Annotated in this window: 20 protein-coding genes; 11 read left to right on the top strand and 9 right to left on the bottom strand. The window is 35.8% G+C overall.

Annotated elements, in window-relative coordinates; all coding sequences use genetic code 11:
* Positions 1–271: 271 nt before the first annotated feature.
* From B9P78_RS05100 to B9P78_RS05140, 9 genes are read right to left on the bottom strand one after another with little or no spacing between them, the layout of a single operon-like run.
* The gene (locus B9P78_RS05100; protein WP_094518438.1) at positions 272–892 is read right to left on the bottom strand and encodes a V-type ATP synthase subunit D; all 621 of its coding nucleotides are present in this window, start codon (positions 890–892) and stop codon (positions 272–274) included.
* Between the two features lie 14 nt (positions 893–906).
* Complete coding sequence (locus B9P78_RS05105; RefSeq protein ID WP_094518439.1) at positions 907–2,328, bottom strand: V-type ATP synthase subunit B; 1,422 nt, start codon at positions 2,326–2,328, stop codon at positions 907–909.
* 15 nt (positions 2,329–2,343) lie between these two features.
* Positions 2,344–4,110 (bottom strand): V-type ATP synthase subunit A, encoded by a 1,767-nt coding sequence (locus B9P78_RS05110; protein WP_094518440.1) that lies wholly within the window; start codon positions 4,108–4,110, stop codon positions 2,344–2,346.
* A 1-nt stretch (position 4,111) separates the two neighbouring features.
* A complete protein-coding gene (locus tag B9P78_RS05115) occupies positions 4,112–4,699 on the bottom strand; it encodes a V-type ATP synthase subunit E (protein WP_094518441.1) in 588 nt (195 codons plus the stop codon).
* Positions 4,700–4,715: 16 nt separating this feature from the next.
* A complete protein-coding gene (locus B9P78_RS05120) occupies positions 4,716–5,024 on the bottom strand; it encodes a V-type ATP synthase subunit F (protein ID WP_094518442.1) in 309 nt (102 codons plus the stop codon).
* The gene (locus B9P78_RS05125; RefSeq protein WP_094518443.1) at positions 5,024–5,479 is read right to left on the bottom strand and encodes an ATP synthase subunit C; all 456 of its coding nucleotides are present in this window, start codon (positions 5,477–5,479) and stop codon (positions 5,024–5,026) included. Before B9P78_RS05125 ends, B9P78_RS05120 begins: the two co-directional genes overlap by 1 nt.
* Positions 5,480–5,493: 14 nt before the next feature.
* On the bottom strand, positions 5,494–7,437 hold the full coding sequence (locus tag B9P78_RS05130) for a V-type ATP synthase subunit I (RefSeq protein WP_094518444.1): 1,944 nt from the start codon (positions 7,435–7,437) through the stop codon (positions 5,494–5,496).
* Positions 7,434–8,477 carry a V-type ATPase subunit gene (locus B9P78_RS05135; protein WP_094518445.1) on the bottom strand — a complete coding sequence of 348 codons (1,044 nt, stop codon included), beginning with the start codon at positions 8,475–8,477 and terminating at the stop codon, positions 7,434–7,436. The genes B9P78_RS05130 and B9P78_RS05135 overlap by 4 nt, the downstream gene beginning before the upstream one ends.
* Complete coding sequence (locus B9P78_RS05140; protein ID WP_094518446.1) at positions 8,464–8,793, bottom strand: hypothetical protein; 330 nt, start codon at positions 8,791–8,793, stop codon at positions 8,464–8,466. The genes B9P78_RS05135 and B9P78_RS05140 overlap by 14 nt, the downstream gene beginning before the upstream one ends.
* A 229-nt stretch (positions 8,794–9,022) precedes the next feature.
* Between B9P78_RS05140 and comGA the strand changes: the two genes are divergently transcribed.
* From comGA to nusB, 11 genes are all read left to right on the top strand, one after another.
* A complete protein-coding gene (gene comGA, locus B9P78_RS05145; RefSeq protein WP_094518447.1) occupies positions 9,023–10,051 on the top strand; it encodes a competence type IV pilus ATPase ComGA in 1,029 nt (342 codons plus the stop codon).
* The gene (gene comGB / locus B9P78_RS05150) at positions 9,990–11,069 is read left to right on the top strand and encodes a competence type IV pilus assembly protein ComGB (protein ID WP_094518448.1); all 1,080 of its coding nucleotides are present in this window, start codon (positions 9,990–9,992) and stop codon (positions 11,067–11,069) included. The genes comGA and comGB overlap by 62 nt, the downstream gene beginning before the upstream one ends.
* Before the next feature lie 12 nt (positions 11,070–11,081).
* The gene (gene comGC, locus B9P78_RS05155; protein ID WP_233487727.1) at positions 11,082–11,414 is read left to right on the top strand and encodes a competence type IV pilus major pilin ComGC; all 333 of its coding nucleotides are present in this window, start codon (positions 11,082–11,084) and stop codon (positions 11,412–11,414) included.
* 57 nt (positions 11,415–11,471) lie between these two features.
* Entirely contained in the window at positions 11,472–11,909 is a 438-nt protein-coding gene (locus B9P78_RS05160) for a type II secretion system protein (RefSeq protein ID WP_094518449.1), read from the top strand.
* Positions 11,890–12,222: a hypothetical protein gene (locus tag B9P78_RS05165; protein ID WP_094518450.1), complete on the top strand. Its 333-nt coding sequence runs from the start codon at positions 11,890–11,892 to the stop codon at positions 12,220–12,222. The genes B9P78_RS05160 and B9P78_RS05165 overlap by 20 nt, the downstream gene beginning before the upstream one ends.
* Positions 12,167–12,652 (top strand): hypothetical protein, encoded by a 486-nt coding sequence (locus B9P78_RS05170; protein WP_094518451.1) that lies wholly within the window; start codon positions 12,167–12,169, stop codon positions 12,650–12,652. Before B9P78_RS05165 ends, B9P78_RS05170 begins: the two co-directional genes overlap by 56 nt.
* A gap of 1 nt (position 12,653) precedes the next feature.
* Entirely contained in the window at positions 12,654–13,034 is a 381-nt protein-coding gene (locus B9P78_RS05175) for a hypothetical protein (protein WP_094518452.1), read from the top strand.
* A 158-nt stretch (positions 13,035–13,192) separates the two neighbouring features.
* Positions 13,193–14,281, top strand: coding sequence for a Xaa-Pro peptidase family protein (locus B9P78_RS05180; protein WP_094518453.1), 1,089 nt, complete (start codon positions 13,193–13,195; stop codon positions 14,279–14,281).
* Between the two features lie 95 nt (positions 14,282–14,376).
* On the top strand, positions 14,377–14,934 hold the full coding sequence (gene efp / locus B9P78_RS05185; RefSeq protein WP_094518454.1) for an elongation factor P: 558 nt from the start codon (positions 14,377–14,379) through the stop codon (positions 14,932–14,934).
* A 23-nt stretch (positions 14,935–14,957) separates the two neighbouring features.
* The gene (locus B9P78_RS05190) at positions 14,958–15,332 is read left to right on the top strand and encodes an Asp23/Gls24 family envelope stress response protein (protein ID WP_094518455.1); all 375 of its coding nucleotides are present in this window, start codon (positions 14,958–14,960) and stop codon (positions 15,330–15,332) included.
* A 23-nt stretch (positions 15,333–15,355) separates the two neighbouring features.
* Positions 15,356–16,042: a transcription antitermination factor NusB gene (nusB, locus tag B9P78_RS05195; protein ID WP_094518456.1), complete on the top strand. Its 687-nt coding sequence runs from the start codon at positions 15,356–15,358 to the stop codon at positions 16,040–16,042.
* Positions 16,043–16,080: the final 38 nt, after the last annotated feature.

Below are 16,080 nucleotides of genomic sequence, written 5' to 3' on the forward strand. Positions count from 1 at the left end.
AAAAATTCTTATAAATTTTGATTGAAATATATCATGGGAACAGGTTAAAGGACTGAAAGTGTAGTTCCTTAGCCGTGACAGAGGATGAAATCGAGACCTTGGCTCGATTTCAAATTGAAAGACCTTGGCTTTCAATGGTTCCACGGCTCACAAGGAACGTACACTGTAAAGACGAAAAATCTACGATTTTAATCTTTTGTCCCAGCCTCGTTTTTATTTATGGATAAGAAAAAGACCTGAGACATCAATCTCAGGTCTTTTGGTATATGGATTATTTGCTGTTCAAAATACGTTTTACAACTTTTAAGCGTGTAAATTCTTCACGTTCTTTTTCTTCAAGTGCAGAAGAAATTGATTTGTTCGCATCTTCTAATTGTGGAATTGTCACATTTTGAAGCGCATTTACCCGTTTTTGGGTTTTTTGCATATTATTTGCTAAACGATACGCTGCATTTTCGACTTCAGCAATTTGAATCAATAATTCTTTTACTTTGCGAAAAGCTAAACGCGCTTCATCCGTAGCAACGGTATTATCATAGAAAGAATATGAAGGTTTCATGGCTCTTGCTGTATATGATACTTCCGGTACTTCCGAACCCATCACACTGCGCACACGTAATTTGACACCATCATCTGGGTCAACATTTGTTGCAGCTTCATGTGTACTTAACATACCATTTTCATAGGCTGCAATGGCCAATTTTTGATAAGCAATTGCATATGCTTCTTTCAAATCATCTTGAAGACCAGAAGCCCGACTTAATAGTGTGACCAATTCGTTCATCAAAATGATACGTTTACGGTCCATTAATTGATAACCATTACGTGAAAGATCTAATGTCTTTTTGATTTGCATCAAATTCCCTTTAGTAGGGGTATTATTAATATCCATTAAGAGTCACCACCTTAGACTAGGGGATTTTCAGCGTTATTTTGGTTTAAAACTTCATCTGCAGTTGATTTGTAATATTTGGCCAAAATTTCGGTATCCATACGCGTAAGTTCTTCACGTGGGAAGATACCTAATAATTGCCAACCTAAATCCAAAGATTCTTGGATGGTACGTGTTTCATCTTGACCTTGTCCAACAAAATGTTGTTCAAATAATTCACCAAATTTTAGATATAATTTGTCAATATCCGAAAGTTCTTCTTCACCGATTACAGAGGCTAGTGATTTAGCTTCGTTAGCACCAGAATAGGAAGCAAATAATTGGTTAGCAACATCTGAATGGTCATCACGTGTGTACCCATCACCAATACCATCTTTCATTAAACGAGAAAGGGAAGGTAAGATACCAACTGGAGGATAGACATTTTTACCTTCTAATGAACGGTCTAAAACGATTTGTCCTTCAGTAATATATCCTGTAAGGTCAGGAATTGGATGCGTGATATCATCATTTGGCATGGTTAAGATTGGAATTTGCGTAACAGAACCAGGTTTACCTTTTACAATACCGGCGCGTTCATAAATTGTAGCTAATTCAGAATATAAGTATCCTGGATAACCTTTACGAGAAGGGATTTCTTGTTTTGCAGAAGAAACTTCACGCAACGCTTCACAGAATGAAGTCATATCCGTTAAGACTACTAAAACGTGTTTGCCCAAGTCATATGCTAAATATTCAGCAGTTGTAAGCGCAACACGAGGTGTAATCAAACGCTCCATTACAGGATCATCAGCTGTATTCACAAACATTGTAACGTGATCCATCGCACCAGATTCTTCAAATGAACGTCTGAAATAATCGGCGATATCATGTTTTACACCCATTGCTGCAAAAACAACAGCAAATTCTTCATCAGAGTTTTCACCCAATTTAGCTTGTTTTACAATTTGAGCAGCAACTTGATTATGACTCATACCGTCACCAGAGAAAATTGGTAATTTTTGACCACGAATTAGCGTCATTAAACTATCAATTGAAGAGAAACCTGTTTCAATGTAGTCACGAGGATAAACACGTGATACAGGATTCAATGGTGCACCATTGACATCACGTTTGATATCAGAGTGAATGGCACCTAAATTATCGATTGGTTGCCCAATGCCGTCGAAGACACGTCCTTGAATTGCAGGCGATAATTCGATTTCTAAACCATGACCAGTAAATTGTGTATGGGTATTGTCTAAAGACATTGAAGTAGTTGAATCAAATACTTGCACAACTGCTTTTTCGCCTTCCATTGAAATAATTTGTCCTAATTTTTCATCAGTACCATTTACACGAAATTTTACGATATCGTTGTAAGCAGCACCGCGAACACCATCAATAACAACTAAAGGGCCGTTAATGGAATTTAGTCCTAAATATTCTATTGCCATTATATTTCCCCCTTATTAACCGTTTTCTTGCATTGCTTTATCGTAGAATGCATCTATATCTTCAAAGTAGTGATCAAAATCATCGATATTATCATTAGATGTATTATATTTCATATTAATAACATCAGTAAAAATAGATGATTTATTAACATAAGACATTGGCATACCCCATTGAATCAATGATTTGGCACGATGGTGTAAGTATAAAATGACATCCATCATCTTTTCTTGTTTAGCCATAGGTACAGCAGAGTCAACTTTATGGAAGGTATTTTGTTGTAAGAAACCTTCACGGAAGACACGAGCAGTTTGTAATACAAGTTTTTGATGATCTGGTAAAACATCTGAACCAATCAATTTAACAACTTCCATTAATTGATCTTCTTCGTGTAAAATAGTCATCATTTCAGCACGGTTTGCTAAGAATTTTTCAGAAACATTTGCTGTATACCATGCACCTAAATCATCTACGTATTGACTATAAGAATTCATCCAGTTAATTGCAGGGTAGTGACGTTTATGGGCTAATTCTGAATCTAATCCCCAGAAACAACGAACAAAACGTTTGGTATTTTGTGTCACTGGTTCAGAGAAGTCCCCACCTTGTGGTGAAACGGCACCAATAATGGATACTGATCCTTCACCTTGGTTTAAAGTACGCATGTAACCAGCACGTTCATAGAAAGTTGCAATACGACTAGCTAGATAAGCAGGGAAACCTTCTTCGGCGGGCATTTCTTCAAGACGACCTGATAATTCACGCAAAGCTTCAGCCCAACGAGAAGTAGAGTCTGCCATGATTGCAACATCATAACCCATATCACGGTAGTATTCAGCAATGGTTAAACCAGTATAAATAGAGGCTTCACGTGCTGCTACAGGCATGTTAGATGTATTGGCAATCAATACTGTACGTTCCATTAATGGTGCATTGGAACGAGGGTCAATTAATTTTGAGAAGTCTTCTAGGACTTCTGTCATTTCATTACCACGTTCACCACAACCGATGTAGACAATAACATCTGCGTCAGCATATTTGGCAATTTGATGTTGCATCGTTGTTTTACCTGTACCAAAACCACCAGGAATAGCTGCTGTACCACCCTTAGCAATTGGAAATACAGAATCAATAATACGTTGACCTGTCACCAAAGGGGTAGTTGATTCGAAACGAGAGGCCACTGGTCGAGCTTGACGAATTGGCCATTCTTGATAGGCTTTGATTTCTTCAATATCACCGTTGAATCGACGAACTTTTACAAGCACATCTTCAATTGTATAGTCACCTTCAGTAACTACTTCTATTACTTCACCAACAATGGTAGGCGGTACTAATACTTTATGGGTAACGGCATTAGATTCAGGAATTTCAGCGATAATTGTACCACCAGAAATTTGTTCACCGACTGCGACAGTAGGGGTTACATGCCATAATTTTTCTTTATTTAATGAGTCTACTTGGACACCACGTTTAATCATGTAGCCGGATTTTTTCTCAATTTCAACTAGCGGACGTTCAATACCATCGTAGATATTATTGATTAAACCGGGGCCTAATTGAACTTTAATTGGCATGGCAGTACCATATACTTTTTCACCTGGTTTTAAACCTGCAGTTTCTTCATAAACTTGGATAGTTGTTTCTTTTTCGTTGATAGAAATAACTTCTCCAACAAGTTTATCTTCACCTACGTGTACCATCTCTTGCATGGATAAGTCAGTTGGACCAGAGATTTTAACGATAGGGCCTGAAATTGCGTAAATTAAATTTTCATTTGTCATTCTAGTCATCAACCTCCTTGATTGTAAATTCTTCTTCAACGTGACTTAATAGGGTGGAGAATGAATAATCAATTAAGATTTGACGTTCTTTCAGTACACCACGTGTGCCACCAATAAAGTCACGGTCAGAAATTTGTACATTAGCACTTGTTTCTGCACGACAGAAGTCTAGAAGTTCTGCATCAGTTTGGTTGATATACACAACAAATTCTTCATCTGTTTGATCTGCAAATCGTTTAACATTTTGAATCATTGTAATTAGTTGGTCTTTATATGCTGGTGTTTGCATATAGTTTTGTAATGAAGCATTAAATTCAGTGAAAAGGGACTTTTTCAATTTTTCTTCTTGAACATATAATTCTCTTTGTTGATTAATTTGGCTTTGAGAAATATGTTTGTTAAATTCTTTACGCAACTCTTTTTGTGCGTTGTCATATTTTGCATCGTATTCACGTTGAATCGCCTGTTTGTATTCATTGTAGTCTTTTTGCAAAGTAGCTTTATATTGATTCACTTGTTCATCAATCACGTCTTGCACTTGTTTGTTCACTTGCGTTTCAAAATAAGCAAATTTATCTTCTAAATCCATTGCTTAAACTCCCATTCTATAATTGTATACCGATTGCATGTTGAATTGTTTCAGCAATAGTATTGGTAGCATTTTGATATTCATGCGCACCTTGAACTGTGGTGATAAGCGGGGTAGAGCGATTAAAGCGTACCTCGTTTACCGCATCTTGATTACTATCTATAAGGGAAGGAGAAATGAAGAGAATACCGATACTTTTATCAGCTAGTACTTTGTTAAAAGCTTCCATAAACTCTTGATTACTGCCAACAATTTCGCCTTCAATTCCTACAAGTCGCAATCCAGTCAAAGTATCTAAATTATCGCAGATTACGTATGTTTTCATTATAGTTGACCTAAAATCATGAATGAGATGATTAAACCGTAAAGCGCAACACCTTCAGCCAAACCAACAAAGATTAATGAACGACCAAAGATTGAACCATCTTCTGAAATAGCACCTAAGGCAGCTGATGCAGCAGAAGCAACGGCGATACCACCACCCACACAAGAAAGACCTGTAGATAATGCAGCAGCAATGTAGCCTAAACCTGTTGCCAAACCAGCAGAAGCAGCAGCAGTTGTTGCAGCTTCACCAGTTGTTGCTAATGCAACTTGTGGGTTATAAGCTAAGACGATAGCAATTAAAATACCAGCAACAACAAAAACGATGTTCGTTGTTAATGTTTTTTTGTAACGATCTTTTGTTTTTTGACCTTTGTAAAAGTAGCCGAATGGTAAAACGAAGCCTAATACGAAAGTAGCAACCATAGTTAATTTAATTAATAATTCTGTATTCATTTTTATTTTCTCCCCTAATCTTTAATCCAAATATTTTTAAATTCAATACCGTCACCGCGATAGAAGTGACTGAAGATTTCATAAAATTCAAGACGTAACACTTGAATTGCAACGACTAAACCTTCAAAACCAGTGATGAATAAGTTACCTAAGATGATAACTAACCAATTGATATTTCCACCATTTTCTGCTCCTGCAAACATTAGCACAACACTCATCATAGCCCCATGCGAAATCGCAAATGCCCCTACACGGACAAAGGAAATTGAGTTTGAGAAATAAGTTAAAAGTGTTTCAAAAGTTTCGAAGAAGATTGATAAGCCTTTGATAACAACATTGTCACCATGTTCTTCAGTATGATGTTCAAGTTTAGCAATGATTTCTTCTTTGAAAGCAATTGTGATTAATGAAATTGCTAAGATGAATACGAGTAAACCAATTGCTGGAATTGTGTGTCCAGACATATATAGTACTAACATGAATACAAGTACAAAATAGAAAATAAAACCGGCAATTCCGTTCTTATCAAATATGGCTTCCCATTTTTCGCCAGCGTTAAAACGTTGGACGATATTCATCACCATAGTTGCAAGAATCAGGAACATCCCAAATGATACAGCAACGATAAAGACGGTATTCAAACTACCAAAGAAAGGTACATCTGTCATATGCGTCATCGGGTGTAACCATAAAGACGGAATGACTTCTTCAAAGCCAAAAACAGAACCGTATAGAAAACCGAAAATCGTCGAACTGACACCAATTGGGGCTAACATCCCGATTGGGCGAAGTTTCTTATTAAAGAAACCAACCAAACCGATAAGGAATAATAGTAAACCTTGACCTACGTCCCCAAACATTGCACCAAAAAGTAATGAGTATGAAATACCTACGATAGTAGTTGGATCAATTTCGCGGTAATTGGGAACACCATACATTTTGGTTAATAATTCAAAAGGGCGGATAAGGAAGTTGTTTTTCATTTTTGTGGGTGGATTTAAATGTTGATTGTCATCTTTGTCCTCAATGTACATTGTCACATTTGGATCATCTTTGACATCTTGACGAAGACTATTTGCATCATCTTCAGACATCCAACCGATTAATAAATAACGCGTTTCTTTTTGTGCAAATTCTTCACGCGTAATAGCAGCAAATTTACGCACCCCAAAAGCTTGGGAAAGATCTAGTAAACGGCTTTTAGCAGCTAATAAATCAGGTGCGACCGGAGTAACTAAAGCACGCATTTTTCGTTTTAAGGTAATTAGTCTGCTTTCAGTTTCTTCAACCAAGTGTCGATATTTTGCTGTAATCTCTCTGAAACTACCGGATTCATTTGCTAAGTAAATACGTTCCCAAGCAAGTGAGAAGAATAAAGCATCTACACGTTGTCTTGCTTCAACAGGTGTGAAATAGACACCATAAACATATTTTTCAGTTTCTTCACTCTTAACAAAAATTGCTGGTACCATGCCATTTACATATTTTTCAAATTTACGGTAATTTTCACGAGTAAAACGACCGAATCGGAATTTTATATGTTGCATTTGGTAAATTTTATCTATTGAAAAATCAATAGATTGAAAGGGTAGAAACATATGAAATTTTTCATTTGCATCATTATACTCTGCTTGGACCTTAGCAATTTCTTGACGTTCTTTTTCTAAGCTGTTTTCAACGTCTTTTACAAGGGTTTGTGCATTTTCAAAAGTAAATGGTTTATCAAGATGGATATTTTTGCCATGCTCTACATTTGTGTAATCTAATAAGTTATCAATTCGTTCTTCCCAAGGTTCATAAGGGTTTGGACTTGTATAGGGACGAAGTGTTCGAATCTCTGACAACTCTTTCAACGCGTTCTCTAGATGAATTGGATAGCGAGTCAAATATTTATCAGCCATCCGGTCAATATCGTCACGAGGACCAGTGATATTAACCAAGCGCATTTCAGTTATCATTGATTAAAACTCCTTTCTATAGGTGAGATATTTTTATATGCAATTTTTTCAGTTAATTCTTCCAAGGCAACTAATGCGTGACGACTATCTTCTAAATAGTTGAAAATCGAAAACATGGATTTTGGCGCTCGGATTGCAAAGTGATGTTGCAAAGCAGTCAAGAATTCTTCCTCATAGCTTTGTAGTGATTCATCCGTTGAAAGATGTTCAAATATTTCACCATATCCGATTTCAGCTACGACATTTTCAAAATTTCGAATGTCAGGAGACTGAAGTAGGCGATCAATATATTCGTCAGATAATCGGCTTTTAACATCTACCAAGGCACTTGTTACATCGTTATCACTTAGCTGATATAGGAATTTTAAACGATATATCGTAAAAATATTTAGAATATCAAAGCGGGCACCATATAGCTTTTTAAATCCGGTTAAGGCTTCACCATCTAAATATTTTTTACCTGCCTTCCAAATGGATTGGATGACAAATTGGTCAAACGCAATTTCAAAAGCGTAGCGATTATAATCATTTTGTTTAAATAAATCATTATATTGTTGAAAGAAAGGGCCATATACAGTGTCTGAAATACTGTTTACTACAGCTTTTACATCTGTGGCCATAAGTAATTCACTCGTTTGGAAACCTCTTTTATCATCGAGATAATGGGTTACTGGACTCATGATAACTTTCGTTTCACCATAGTTCACTACAGTTCTCAAAGTGTGTTTTATGAACCAAGATTCAAAAAACATTCCATATCGCTTGAGAAAAGCACGCTGGTCAATCGATGCAAATTTATAAAGTTTTAAAAATTCAAAGAAATTGCCATAATTTAACATTAATTCAATTTCTTCACGTGAAGTGACATCTGTATGCAAAACTTCGTAAGCTTGTTTATATGAAGGGTTTTCTATAATCAAGTTTACTAATTCTGGTAGCGTGTGAATATCTGTTAGCGCATCAATTTTTTGCTTCGTTAACAAGTTCTTCCGCATAGCATGGATTTTAGTATCTATTGCAGTGTAATTATTCAATTTCATCTACTCCAAGCTTCGTTACTTTTTCCATAAAGCGCTGTACATAAGCCTCATGTTCATTGTCAAGAATATCTTGAATTCGCTGCATTTTACGGGAAAATTTAGCTGAAAGATCACGAGTAGTTTCGTATTCTTCCTTACTAAAAGATTCTTTCTGTGCTTCGATTTTAGCCTTATAGTTGGTCTCTGTTTGTTCTAAAAACGCTTGTTTTTGGTCATCAAAATCTTTTTTCAAAGCTAGTTTACGATCTTGAACAGTGTTTTCAGCATCGATAGCAGAAACCTCTATTTGGTATAAACGATTAACAATTTCATCCATTGCAGTTCCCTCCCTTTTTTTAGTACCAATTTTTGCGGCCTAACTTAAAGTATAGCATTTACCACAATTTCCCAAACCAATTCCATGTCATAATATGCAAAAATCGTTAGAATTTTCAATTTAGCTTTTTTTTGCATGTTTTAAAAAAATAAATCGAAATAAAATAGCGTTTTCTTATAATTTATACGTATAATTATATGACCGGAAATAAGCAAATGGAGGTGGTGGTGTGAAAGAAATTATTGATACGATGATTCATTTAGCCATAGTGAAACGTAGTGATGATATTCATATTTTACCAAATGGTAATTCATACAATGTGTTTCTAAGGGATGGCTACCAGTTGAAATTAGAAAAGACGATTGATTTTGATACAGGTGGACAGATCATTCGTTACCTGAAATATCTGGCTGATATGGATGTGGGTGAACGTCGTGTACCTCAAGATGGTGCAATTGTTTATAGCATCGATAATCAAAATATTGAACTCCGGTTATCTTCAATATCTAATTATTTGATGCACGAATCTTTGGTTATACGGGTGTTTCATACAGCTGTAGTTCAAGCTATTGAGACATCGGTGATGAATCATGAAGCCTATCAAGTTTTGAATACCTATATTCGACGTAAAAGTGGCTTAATGATATTTTCTGGTCCAGTTTCATCCGGCAAAACTACGACCATTTATCAGTTGCTTAGAAATGCTTATCAGCAACGGACGAGTCAGATTATTACGATTGAAGAACCTATAGAAATTAAAGAACCTAAATTTTTACAAACAGAAGTAAATGAAAAGGCAGACATAACATATGATCGGTTATTAAGTGCTAGTTTACGACATCATCCAGATATTATATTAATTGGTGAAATTCGTAGTGAACAGACCGCTAGAATGGTGATACGCGCCGCATTAACGGGTCACCTAGTCCTCGCCACAGTTCACGCTAAAAATACCTTTGGTGTTATTGGACGTCTAAAGGAATTGGGTATAACGAATGAACAGTTATTGCAAACCCTACTATTAGTTACTGCCCAGCGTTTGGTGCCAGTACAAACTGACAAAATAAATGTGGTGACGGATAAACTTGCCTTATTTGAACTACTACACGGTGAGGATCTTAGTCGCTTTATCTTAAAGTATGAAATACCGACAGATTTCAAAACGTTAAATGCCTTATTAAAGGAGGCACATGATTATGGCCTTATCAGTGAAACGACAATGGAAGAATATCAAGTGGAGACAATTACTCACAACTGAACTTACAACATCCTGGAAGCCATCCCTACAAGCAGCAGTACTTTTGTATATAGCTGAAATGTTGCAGGAAGGCTTCCACTTAATTGATATTTGTCGGTTTTTAATGATTATATTCCCTAAGCAAGTAAAGGATTTTGAGCATATCGCCCATGGTTTTTCAAAGGGACAACATTTTTATGAACTTGTTGGATTCATGAAAATAAAGGGAAATATTGTTTATCAGATTAAAGTAGCGGAATCTTTTGGCCAATTCGGTCAGAGTTTAGAAGAAATCGCTTTATATATTCAAGAACAAGATTTACATATTCACCGGATGCGGTCTGTCATGCTATATCCATTGATGTTGATGGTATTAATGGTAGCCATGATGTTTGGTTTAAGGATATTTCTGTTACCCCAATTAGCTGCATTCACGCAAAATGGCGATTCAGGGACATTAGGAAATCTTATTTTCTTTTTGGAGCATTTACCCGAGATAGCTAGTTTTGCGGTGATGATTTTGACTACGGCTGTTCTTATTTATTACTTGTGGCGTAAAAGGACGGATCCCCTTAAAAGGGCACAAGTTTATGTCAAAATTCCAGGTTTTGGCTTCTTATTTCGTCTATATTACACCCAATTTTTTGCCTATGAATTCAGTCAATTATTTAAATTGGGTTATTCAGTCCAACAAATCATCAGTTCTTTAAAACAACAGGACGAAGTGCCATTTTTACATGCTTTTGGGGTGTATTTGGAAAGGCAATATCTCCAAGGAATTGTATTTTCGGATAGTTTGAAGGAAATAGATGTTTTTGCAAATGAGTTTCCAGCGGTAGTCATGCAAGGAGAATTATTAAATCAGCTAGCAGTGAAAACCCGTTTGTATAGTCAGCGCACTTTAAAAAGGTTATATCAAGAAATCGACAAAAAAATTAAATTGACTCAATCAGTCTTATTTTTAACGGTAGCTATTTCGGTTGTTGTTGTATATCTCATTCTGATGTTACCTATGTTAACGATGCTTGAAAGCATTTAGGAGGAAAAAATATTGTTAAAAAAATGGAAATTAAAATTGCAAAAAATGAACAATAAACGCGCTTTCACACTTATTGAAATGGTCTTGGTCCTTATCATTATCGCAGCACTATTACTGATTGTGATCCCAAATATGTCATCGCAAGCGGACAGTACAAAAGAAACTACTGACGAAGCGTTAATTAAAAATGTGGAAACGCAAGAAGAGCTCTACAAGCTTGCAAATGGGGGTAGTGAAGCAACGCATTCAACACTGGTTTCAGAAAATTACCTTACTGCCGAACAAGTAGAAGCGTATGCAGCAGCAAGTGCCAGAAAATTAGCTGAATCTAGTGTTTCAAACTAAATAATTTAGAATAATTAAAGCTTATATATTCAATGAAATATTTCAAGGAGGGTAAAAATGAAAATAATAGCGAAAAAAGCATATACACTCCTTGAGATAATTTTTGTTGTAATGTTGGTTTCATTATCATTAGTGCTGGCGATGCCATATACCCAGCAAGCTCAGGTGAACTATGAATCGAAAGTAATGTTGCGTAATGTGATGCAACGTTTTGAATATGAACTTAAAAATAGAATGTTGTCCGGAGGTAGTATATTAATGCGTTTTTCAGCTAATAAAGTATATTTTTTAGCTGAACAGGGGGATATACCAACAAATGAGAATACCTATATTTTTCCTAAAGAAGTTGCATTTACTTATGAACAATTAACTTTAAATCAATTTGGTCATGTTGGCGCACAAACGATTCACCTTAACACACCAACAAGACATTATGCAGTGGTTTTTCAATTAGGCTCAGGAGGAAAGTATCGTTATGCAGAAGAGCGTAAGTAAGCCAATTAGTATAAAGGACCCAACAAAGAAGGCTTTTATGTTTGGTGAAGCCATAATAGCCTTTGCTTTGTTTATGTCCATGATTATCTTGTTACTTGGCAATCAAGCACAAGAAATACAGAAACTACGCGCTAGTGAAGATAAATTAGCACAGACAAGAGAAATTTTTCAACAAGTGAATGCAAGACAGTATGGTGTATCACTGCATACAGGGGTGTTCGTCGATTTTGAAAAGGGTGAAGTGGAGGATATGCGGAATGGTCAATTTAAGCAAATTCAAATTTCAAGCTTTTTGGCAGGTACGGGAGAGTAAAAAAGCATTCACGCTGATAGAAGCTATCTATGGATTATTCTTATACTTATTTATTCAGATTATCTTTATGATGACGATGAATAGCCAAATGCGTACATTTCATCATTATGAAACAATGACCTATGACGATGTCGATATGTTTATGTTTGAAACCTTAACTCAGAACCAAGAAGCAAGTTATTACAAACATTCAAATACCTATCTCACCATTAAACGACCTGATGGCAGTTTAGCAAGCTATGAATATTACCGTGACTCAAACGGAGTCCCCTGGATTAGAGTGAAAGTATCAGGAGGCCATATACCGAAAATCAGAGAAGCCAAAAGTTTTGGTGTGGTGAAACTTTCAGAAAATATTTTCCAAATTACAGTGACTTTACAAACGGGTAAATCCTATCAGTTTATATGGTCCCTAAAGCCGAGGATTTAGCATGAATAAAAAGGGTTTTGTTCTATTTACTACGCTTTTATATATGACTTTAGTTACTGCTATTTTTTTATCAAATCTTAGTATGTATGAAAATCAAATGAAAATAAATCATGAAATTGCCTTAGCTTATGAGAGCAAAACCATGGCATTACTTGCAACTGGAAAAATACGTTTAACAATGGACAAGGAGGGCATTGTAGAAACACAGACAATCATTGAGGAGTCTTCAGCGTCAAATGTCCCTAAAATTATCAACAACAATCAATGGATTATTTCATTTGCACAAGGGATAGTTAATGTAATCTGGGATGGTGTGCAATTTGAATGCCAAGTGCTTCATTTTGAAAATGATAAGACATATACGTATGAATTTGAAGGATGAAATTGATTTCAAGAATTGTGCAAGCAATAAAAATTTGAGGTAAATGCAAGAAATTAAAGCAAAAATTAGGTCAAGTTCACTTAAAAGCGTATCTGTGCTATAATAATTGGGCTATAGAAGAGTTTCTTATATAAGAAAGTTATTTTAGTCAATTTGAGGTGAAAAGTTTGGAAAAGAGAATAAGTGCTTTGCAAGAGAGCATGGCAGCTGAAGGTATTAATGCATACTATGTCACTGATCCTTTTAATTTAAGATATGTCAGTGGTTTCACTGGTACAAGTGGTACGGCATTGATTACGAGTAATCATGCGTATTTTATAACGGATTTCAGATACCGTGAGCAAGCGAAAGCACAGTGTATTGGGTATGAAGTGATTATTGCAGGTGGTTCTGCAGCACATACTAGTCCATTAAGGTTTGTTCAATCGGTAGTAACCGAAGAAAACATTGCACAATTAGGTTACGAAGAAGAATTTATGACAGTTGCAAAATTTGATGAGTTAGAAGATATCGTGTCAGCTAAGCTCATCCCAGCTTCAGGAATGATTGAGGCTTTGCGTCAAATCAAAGATGATGATGAAATTGCCATTATCCAACGAGCATGCGAAATTGCCGATGCAGCATTTGATCACATTCTTGGTTATATTAAAGTCGGCATGTCTGAAATTCAAGTTGCAAATGAATTGGATTTCTTCATGCGCAGCCAAGGCGCTTCTGGTGTTTCATTTGAAACGATTGTGGCTTCAGGCTATCGTTCTGCGATGCCTCATGGTGTGGCTTCTGAAAAATTAATTGAAGATGGCAATATTGTAACTATGGACTATGGTTGTTACTATCAAGGATATGTATCTGATATTACACGTACGATTGCCGTAGGTGAACCATCCGAAAAAATGAAAGAAATCTATGATGTTGTTTATCAAGCAAACCAATTGGTAAATGAACAAGCTAGAGCTGGCATCACAGGGGAAGAAATGGACAAAATTGCCCGCGACTTTATAGCGAGCCAAGGTTATGGTGATGATTTTGGTCATTCATTAGGCCATTCAATCGGACTAGATATCCATGAAGGGCCTAATGCAAGCATGCATAACAAACAAATTCTACGTCCTAATACGGTGATTACAAATGAACCAGGTATATACTTAGAAGGTATCGGTGGAGTTCGTATTGAAGACGATATGATCCTTACAAACGATGGGAACATTGTTTTAACACATGCACCGCGTCACCTGATAGTTGTTTAGTAGAAAAAAGCGTGAAATGCATCCTACTTTTTAAGCAAGGATGCATTTTAGTATGGTATAATTCGATATGATTAAATATTTTAGGAGATGTACAGATGATTACAACAAATGATTTTAAAAATGGTTTAACTATTCAAGATAACGGTAACATATTCCGTGTAGTAGAATTCCAACATGTAAAACCTGGTAAAGGTTCAGCATTCGTTCGTTCTAAATTAAAAAACTTACGTACAGGTGCTTTATTAGAAAAAACTTGGCGTGCTGGTGAAAAAGTTGAAACAGCGCATATTGAAAACCGCGAAATGCAATATTTATATGCAGACGGTCAAACACATGTATTCATGGATACAGAAACATATGAACAATTAGAAATTCAAGAAGTACAAATTGAAGATGAATTGAAATTCATGCTTGAAAATATGATGGTTAAGGTTATCACTTTTGGCGCAGAAGTTATTGGTGTTGAATTACCAAAAACTGTTGAATTAGTAGTTACTGAAACTGAACCTGGTATTAAAGGTGACACGGCTTCAGGTGGTACTAAACCAGCGACTATGGAAACAGGCCTTGTAGTTAACGTGCCGTTCTTCATCAACGCTGGTGATAAACTAGTTGTAAACACTGACGGTGGAGAATACATGTCACGTGCATAATTTTGGTTAAGGAGTGAATGACTATGGCGGATACAATTGAAGCTTATAAGCACAATAATATGCCAGCAACAGGTGCGATTGAAATTGCACCCCAAGTAATTGAAAATATCGCTGCAACAGCAGCTTTACAAATCAAAGGGGTACGGTCAATACGACGTGCAACAAAAACGATTCAAAATATTTTCCAACGCGATGCAGGTGTCATTTTACATCAAAATGAACTTGATCAAATGGTCTTAGATATGTCTGTAGAATTAAATTTTGGTGTTGGCGTTATTGCTGTTGCCCAAGCCGTTCAAACTCAAGTCATTGACCAAGTAAAATATATGACAGATATTACGATTGATGTCGTAAATGTGCACGTAACAAGCTTGTATATGGAAAAAACAAGCAAATAATTTAAGCATTAAGGGGAACAAGTATGAAATTAGGGCCATCACAAATAAGAGAACTCGCTGTATTAATATCTTATGAGCAAGAGTTCAATCCACAATTATCTTTAGATAAAGCCTTCAACCATATTATTCATAACCATGATAAATTAAATCAAAAGGTTAAGTTTGAAGAGTTAACTGAAGAAGAGTTTGTTGAATTTGAGAATTACGCAATTAAGTTAAAAGAAAATATTGAAAACTTCTCTGCTAAAAACCACTTCGATAAATTCTTAGATAAGGATGAAGTACTTGCAGAGGATGTTGATGTTCCCGATTATTTACGCGTTTTAGTTGAAGGTGTAAAGGCTAATCGTTTTGAAATTGACCAAATGATTGATAAACATATTCAAGGAAATTGGTCAGTACAACGTTTAGAATTAATAAACTTGCAAATTTTGCGTGTCGCTGTGTTTGAAATTTTATTTACGGATGAAACGGTAGTACCTAGTATCGTGGCTGTGAATGAAGCGATTGAATTAGCTAAATTTTACTCAGATGATCGGGCACGTAAATTTATTAACGGGGTTCTTTCAAACATTTTAAACGATGTGAATGAAACGAAAGCGGATAAAGAAAATGTAGCAGCAACTGAACAAGTTGAGCTAGAAACAGATGCTTTTGAAGAATTAGTTGAAAATGTTGAAGTTTTACATGAGGATTTACCAGAAGCATAAATACTTTTGAGTAGAGAGGGACTGAGTATAGTGCTCAG

Origin of the sequence: Aerococcus sp. 1KP-2016 (assembly GCF_002252085.1) — a bacterium.
GTDB lineage: Bacteria > Bacillota > Bacilli > Lactobacillales > Aerococcaceae > Aerococcus.

Bases quoted from the DNA above. Each gene is read 5' to 3' on its own strand.
- B9P78_RS05165 (WP_094518450.1), top strand. From the start codon at position 11,890: ATGCAGAAGAGCGTAAGTAAGCCAATTAGTATAAAGGACCCAACAAAG.
- B9P78_RS05115 (WP_094518441.1), bottom strand. From the start codon at position 4,699: ATGGATTTAGAAGATAAATTTGCTTATTTTGAAACGCAAGTGAACAAA.
- B9P78_RS05190 (WP_094518455.1), top strand. From the start codon at position 14,958: ATGGCGGATACAATTGAAGCTTATAAGCACAATAATATGCCAGCAACA.
- nusB (WP_094518456.1), top strand. From the start codon at position 15,356: ATGAAATTAGGGCCATCACAAATAAGAGAACTCGCTGTATTAATATCT.
- B9P78_RS05130 (WP_094518444.1), bottom strand. From the start codon at position 7,437: ATGATAACTGAAATGCGCTTGGTTAATATCACTGGTCCTCGTGACGAT.
- B9P78_RS05100 (WP_094518438.1), bottom strand. From the start codon at position 892: ATGGATATTAATAATACCCCTACTAAAGGGAATTTGATGCAAATCAAA.
- B9P78_RS05110 (WP_094518440.1), bottom strand. From the start codon at position 4,110: ATGACAAATGAAAATTTAATTTACGCAATTTCAGGCCCTATCGTTAAA.
- efp (WP_094518454.1), top strand. From the start codon at position 14,377: ATGATTACAACAAATGATTTTAAAAATGGTTTAACTATTCAAGATAAC.
- B9P78_RS05125 (WP_094518443.1), bottom strand. From the start codon at position 5,479: ATGAATACAGAATTATTAATTAAATTAACTATGGTTGCTACTTTCGTA.
- B9P78_RS05175 (WP_094518452.1), top strand. From the start codon at position 12,654: ATGAATAAAAAGGGTTTTGTTCTATTTACTACGCTTTTATATATGACT.
- B9P78_RS05160 (WP_094518449.1), top strand. From the start codon at position 11,472: ATGAAAATAATAGCGAAAAAAGCATATACACTCCTTGAGATAATTTTT.
- B9P78_RS05140 (WP_094518446.1), bottom strand. From the start codon at position 8,793: ATGGATGAAATTGTTAATCGTTTATACCAAATAGAGGTTTCTGCTATC.
- B9P78_RS05120 (WP_094518442.1), bottom strand. From the start codon at position 5,024: ATGAAAACATACGTAATCTGCGATAATTTAGATACTTTGACTGGATTG.
- comGB (WP_094518448.1), top strand. From the start codon at position 9,990: ATGGCCTTATCAGTGAAACGACAATGGAAGAATATCAAGTGGAGACAA.
- B9P78_RS05170 (WP_094518451.1), top strand. From the start codon at position 12,167: ATGGTCAATTTAAGCAAATTCAAATTTCAAGCTTTTTGGCAGGTACGG.
- B9P78_RS05135 (WP_094518445.1), bottom strand. From the start codon at position 8,477: ATGAAATTGAATAATTACACTGCAATAGATACTAAAATCCATGCTATG.
- B9P78_RS05105 (WP_094518439.1), bottom strand. From the start codon at position 2,328: ATGGCAATAGAATATTTAGGACTAAATTCCATTAACGGCCCTTTAGTT.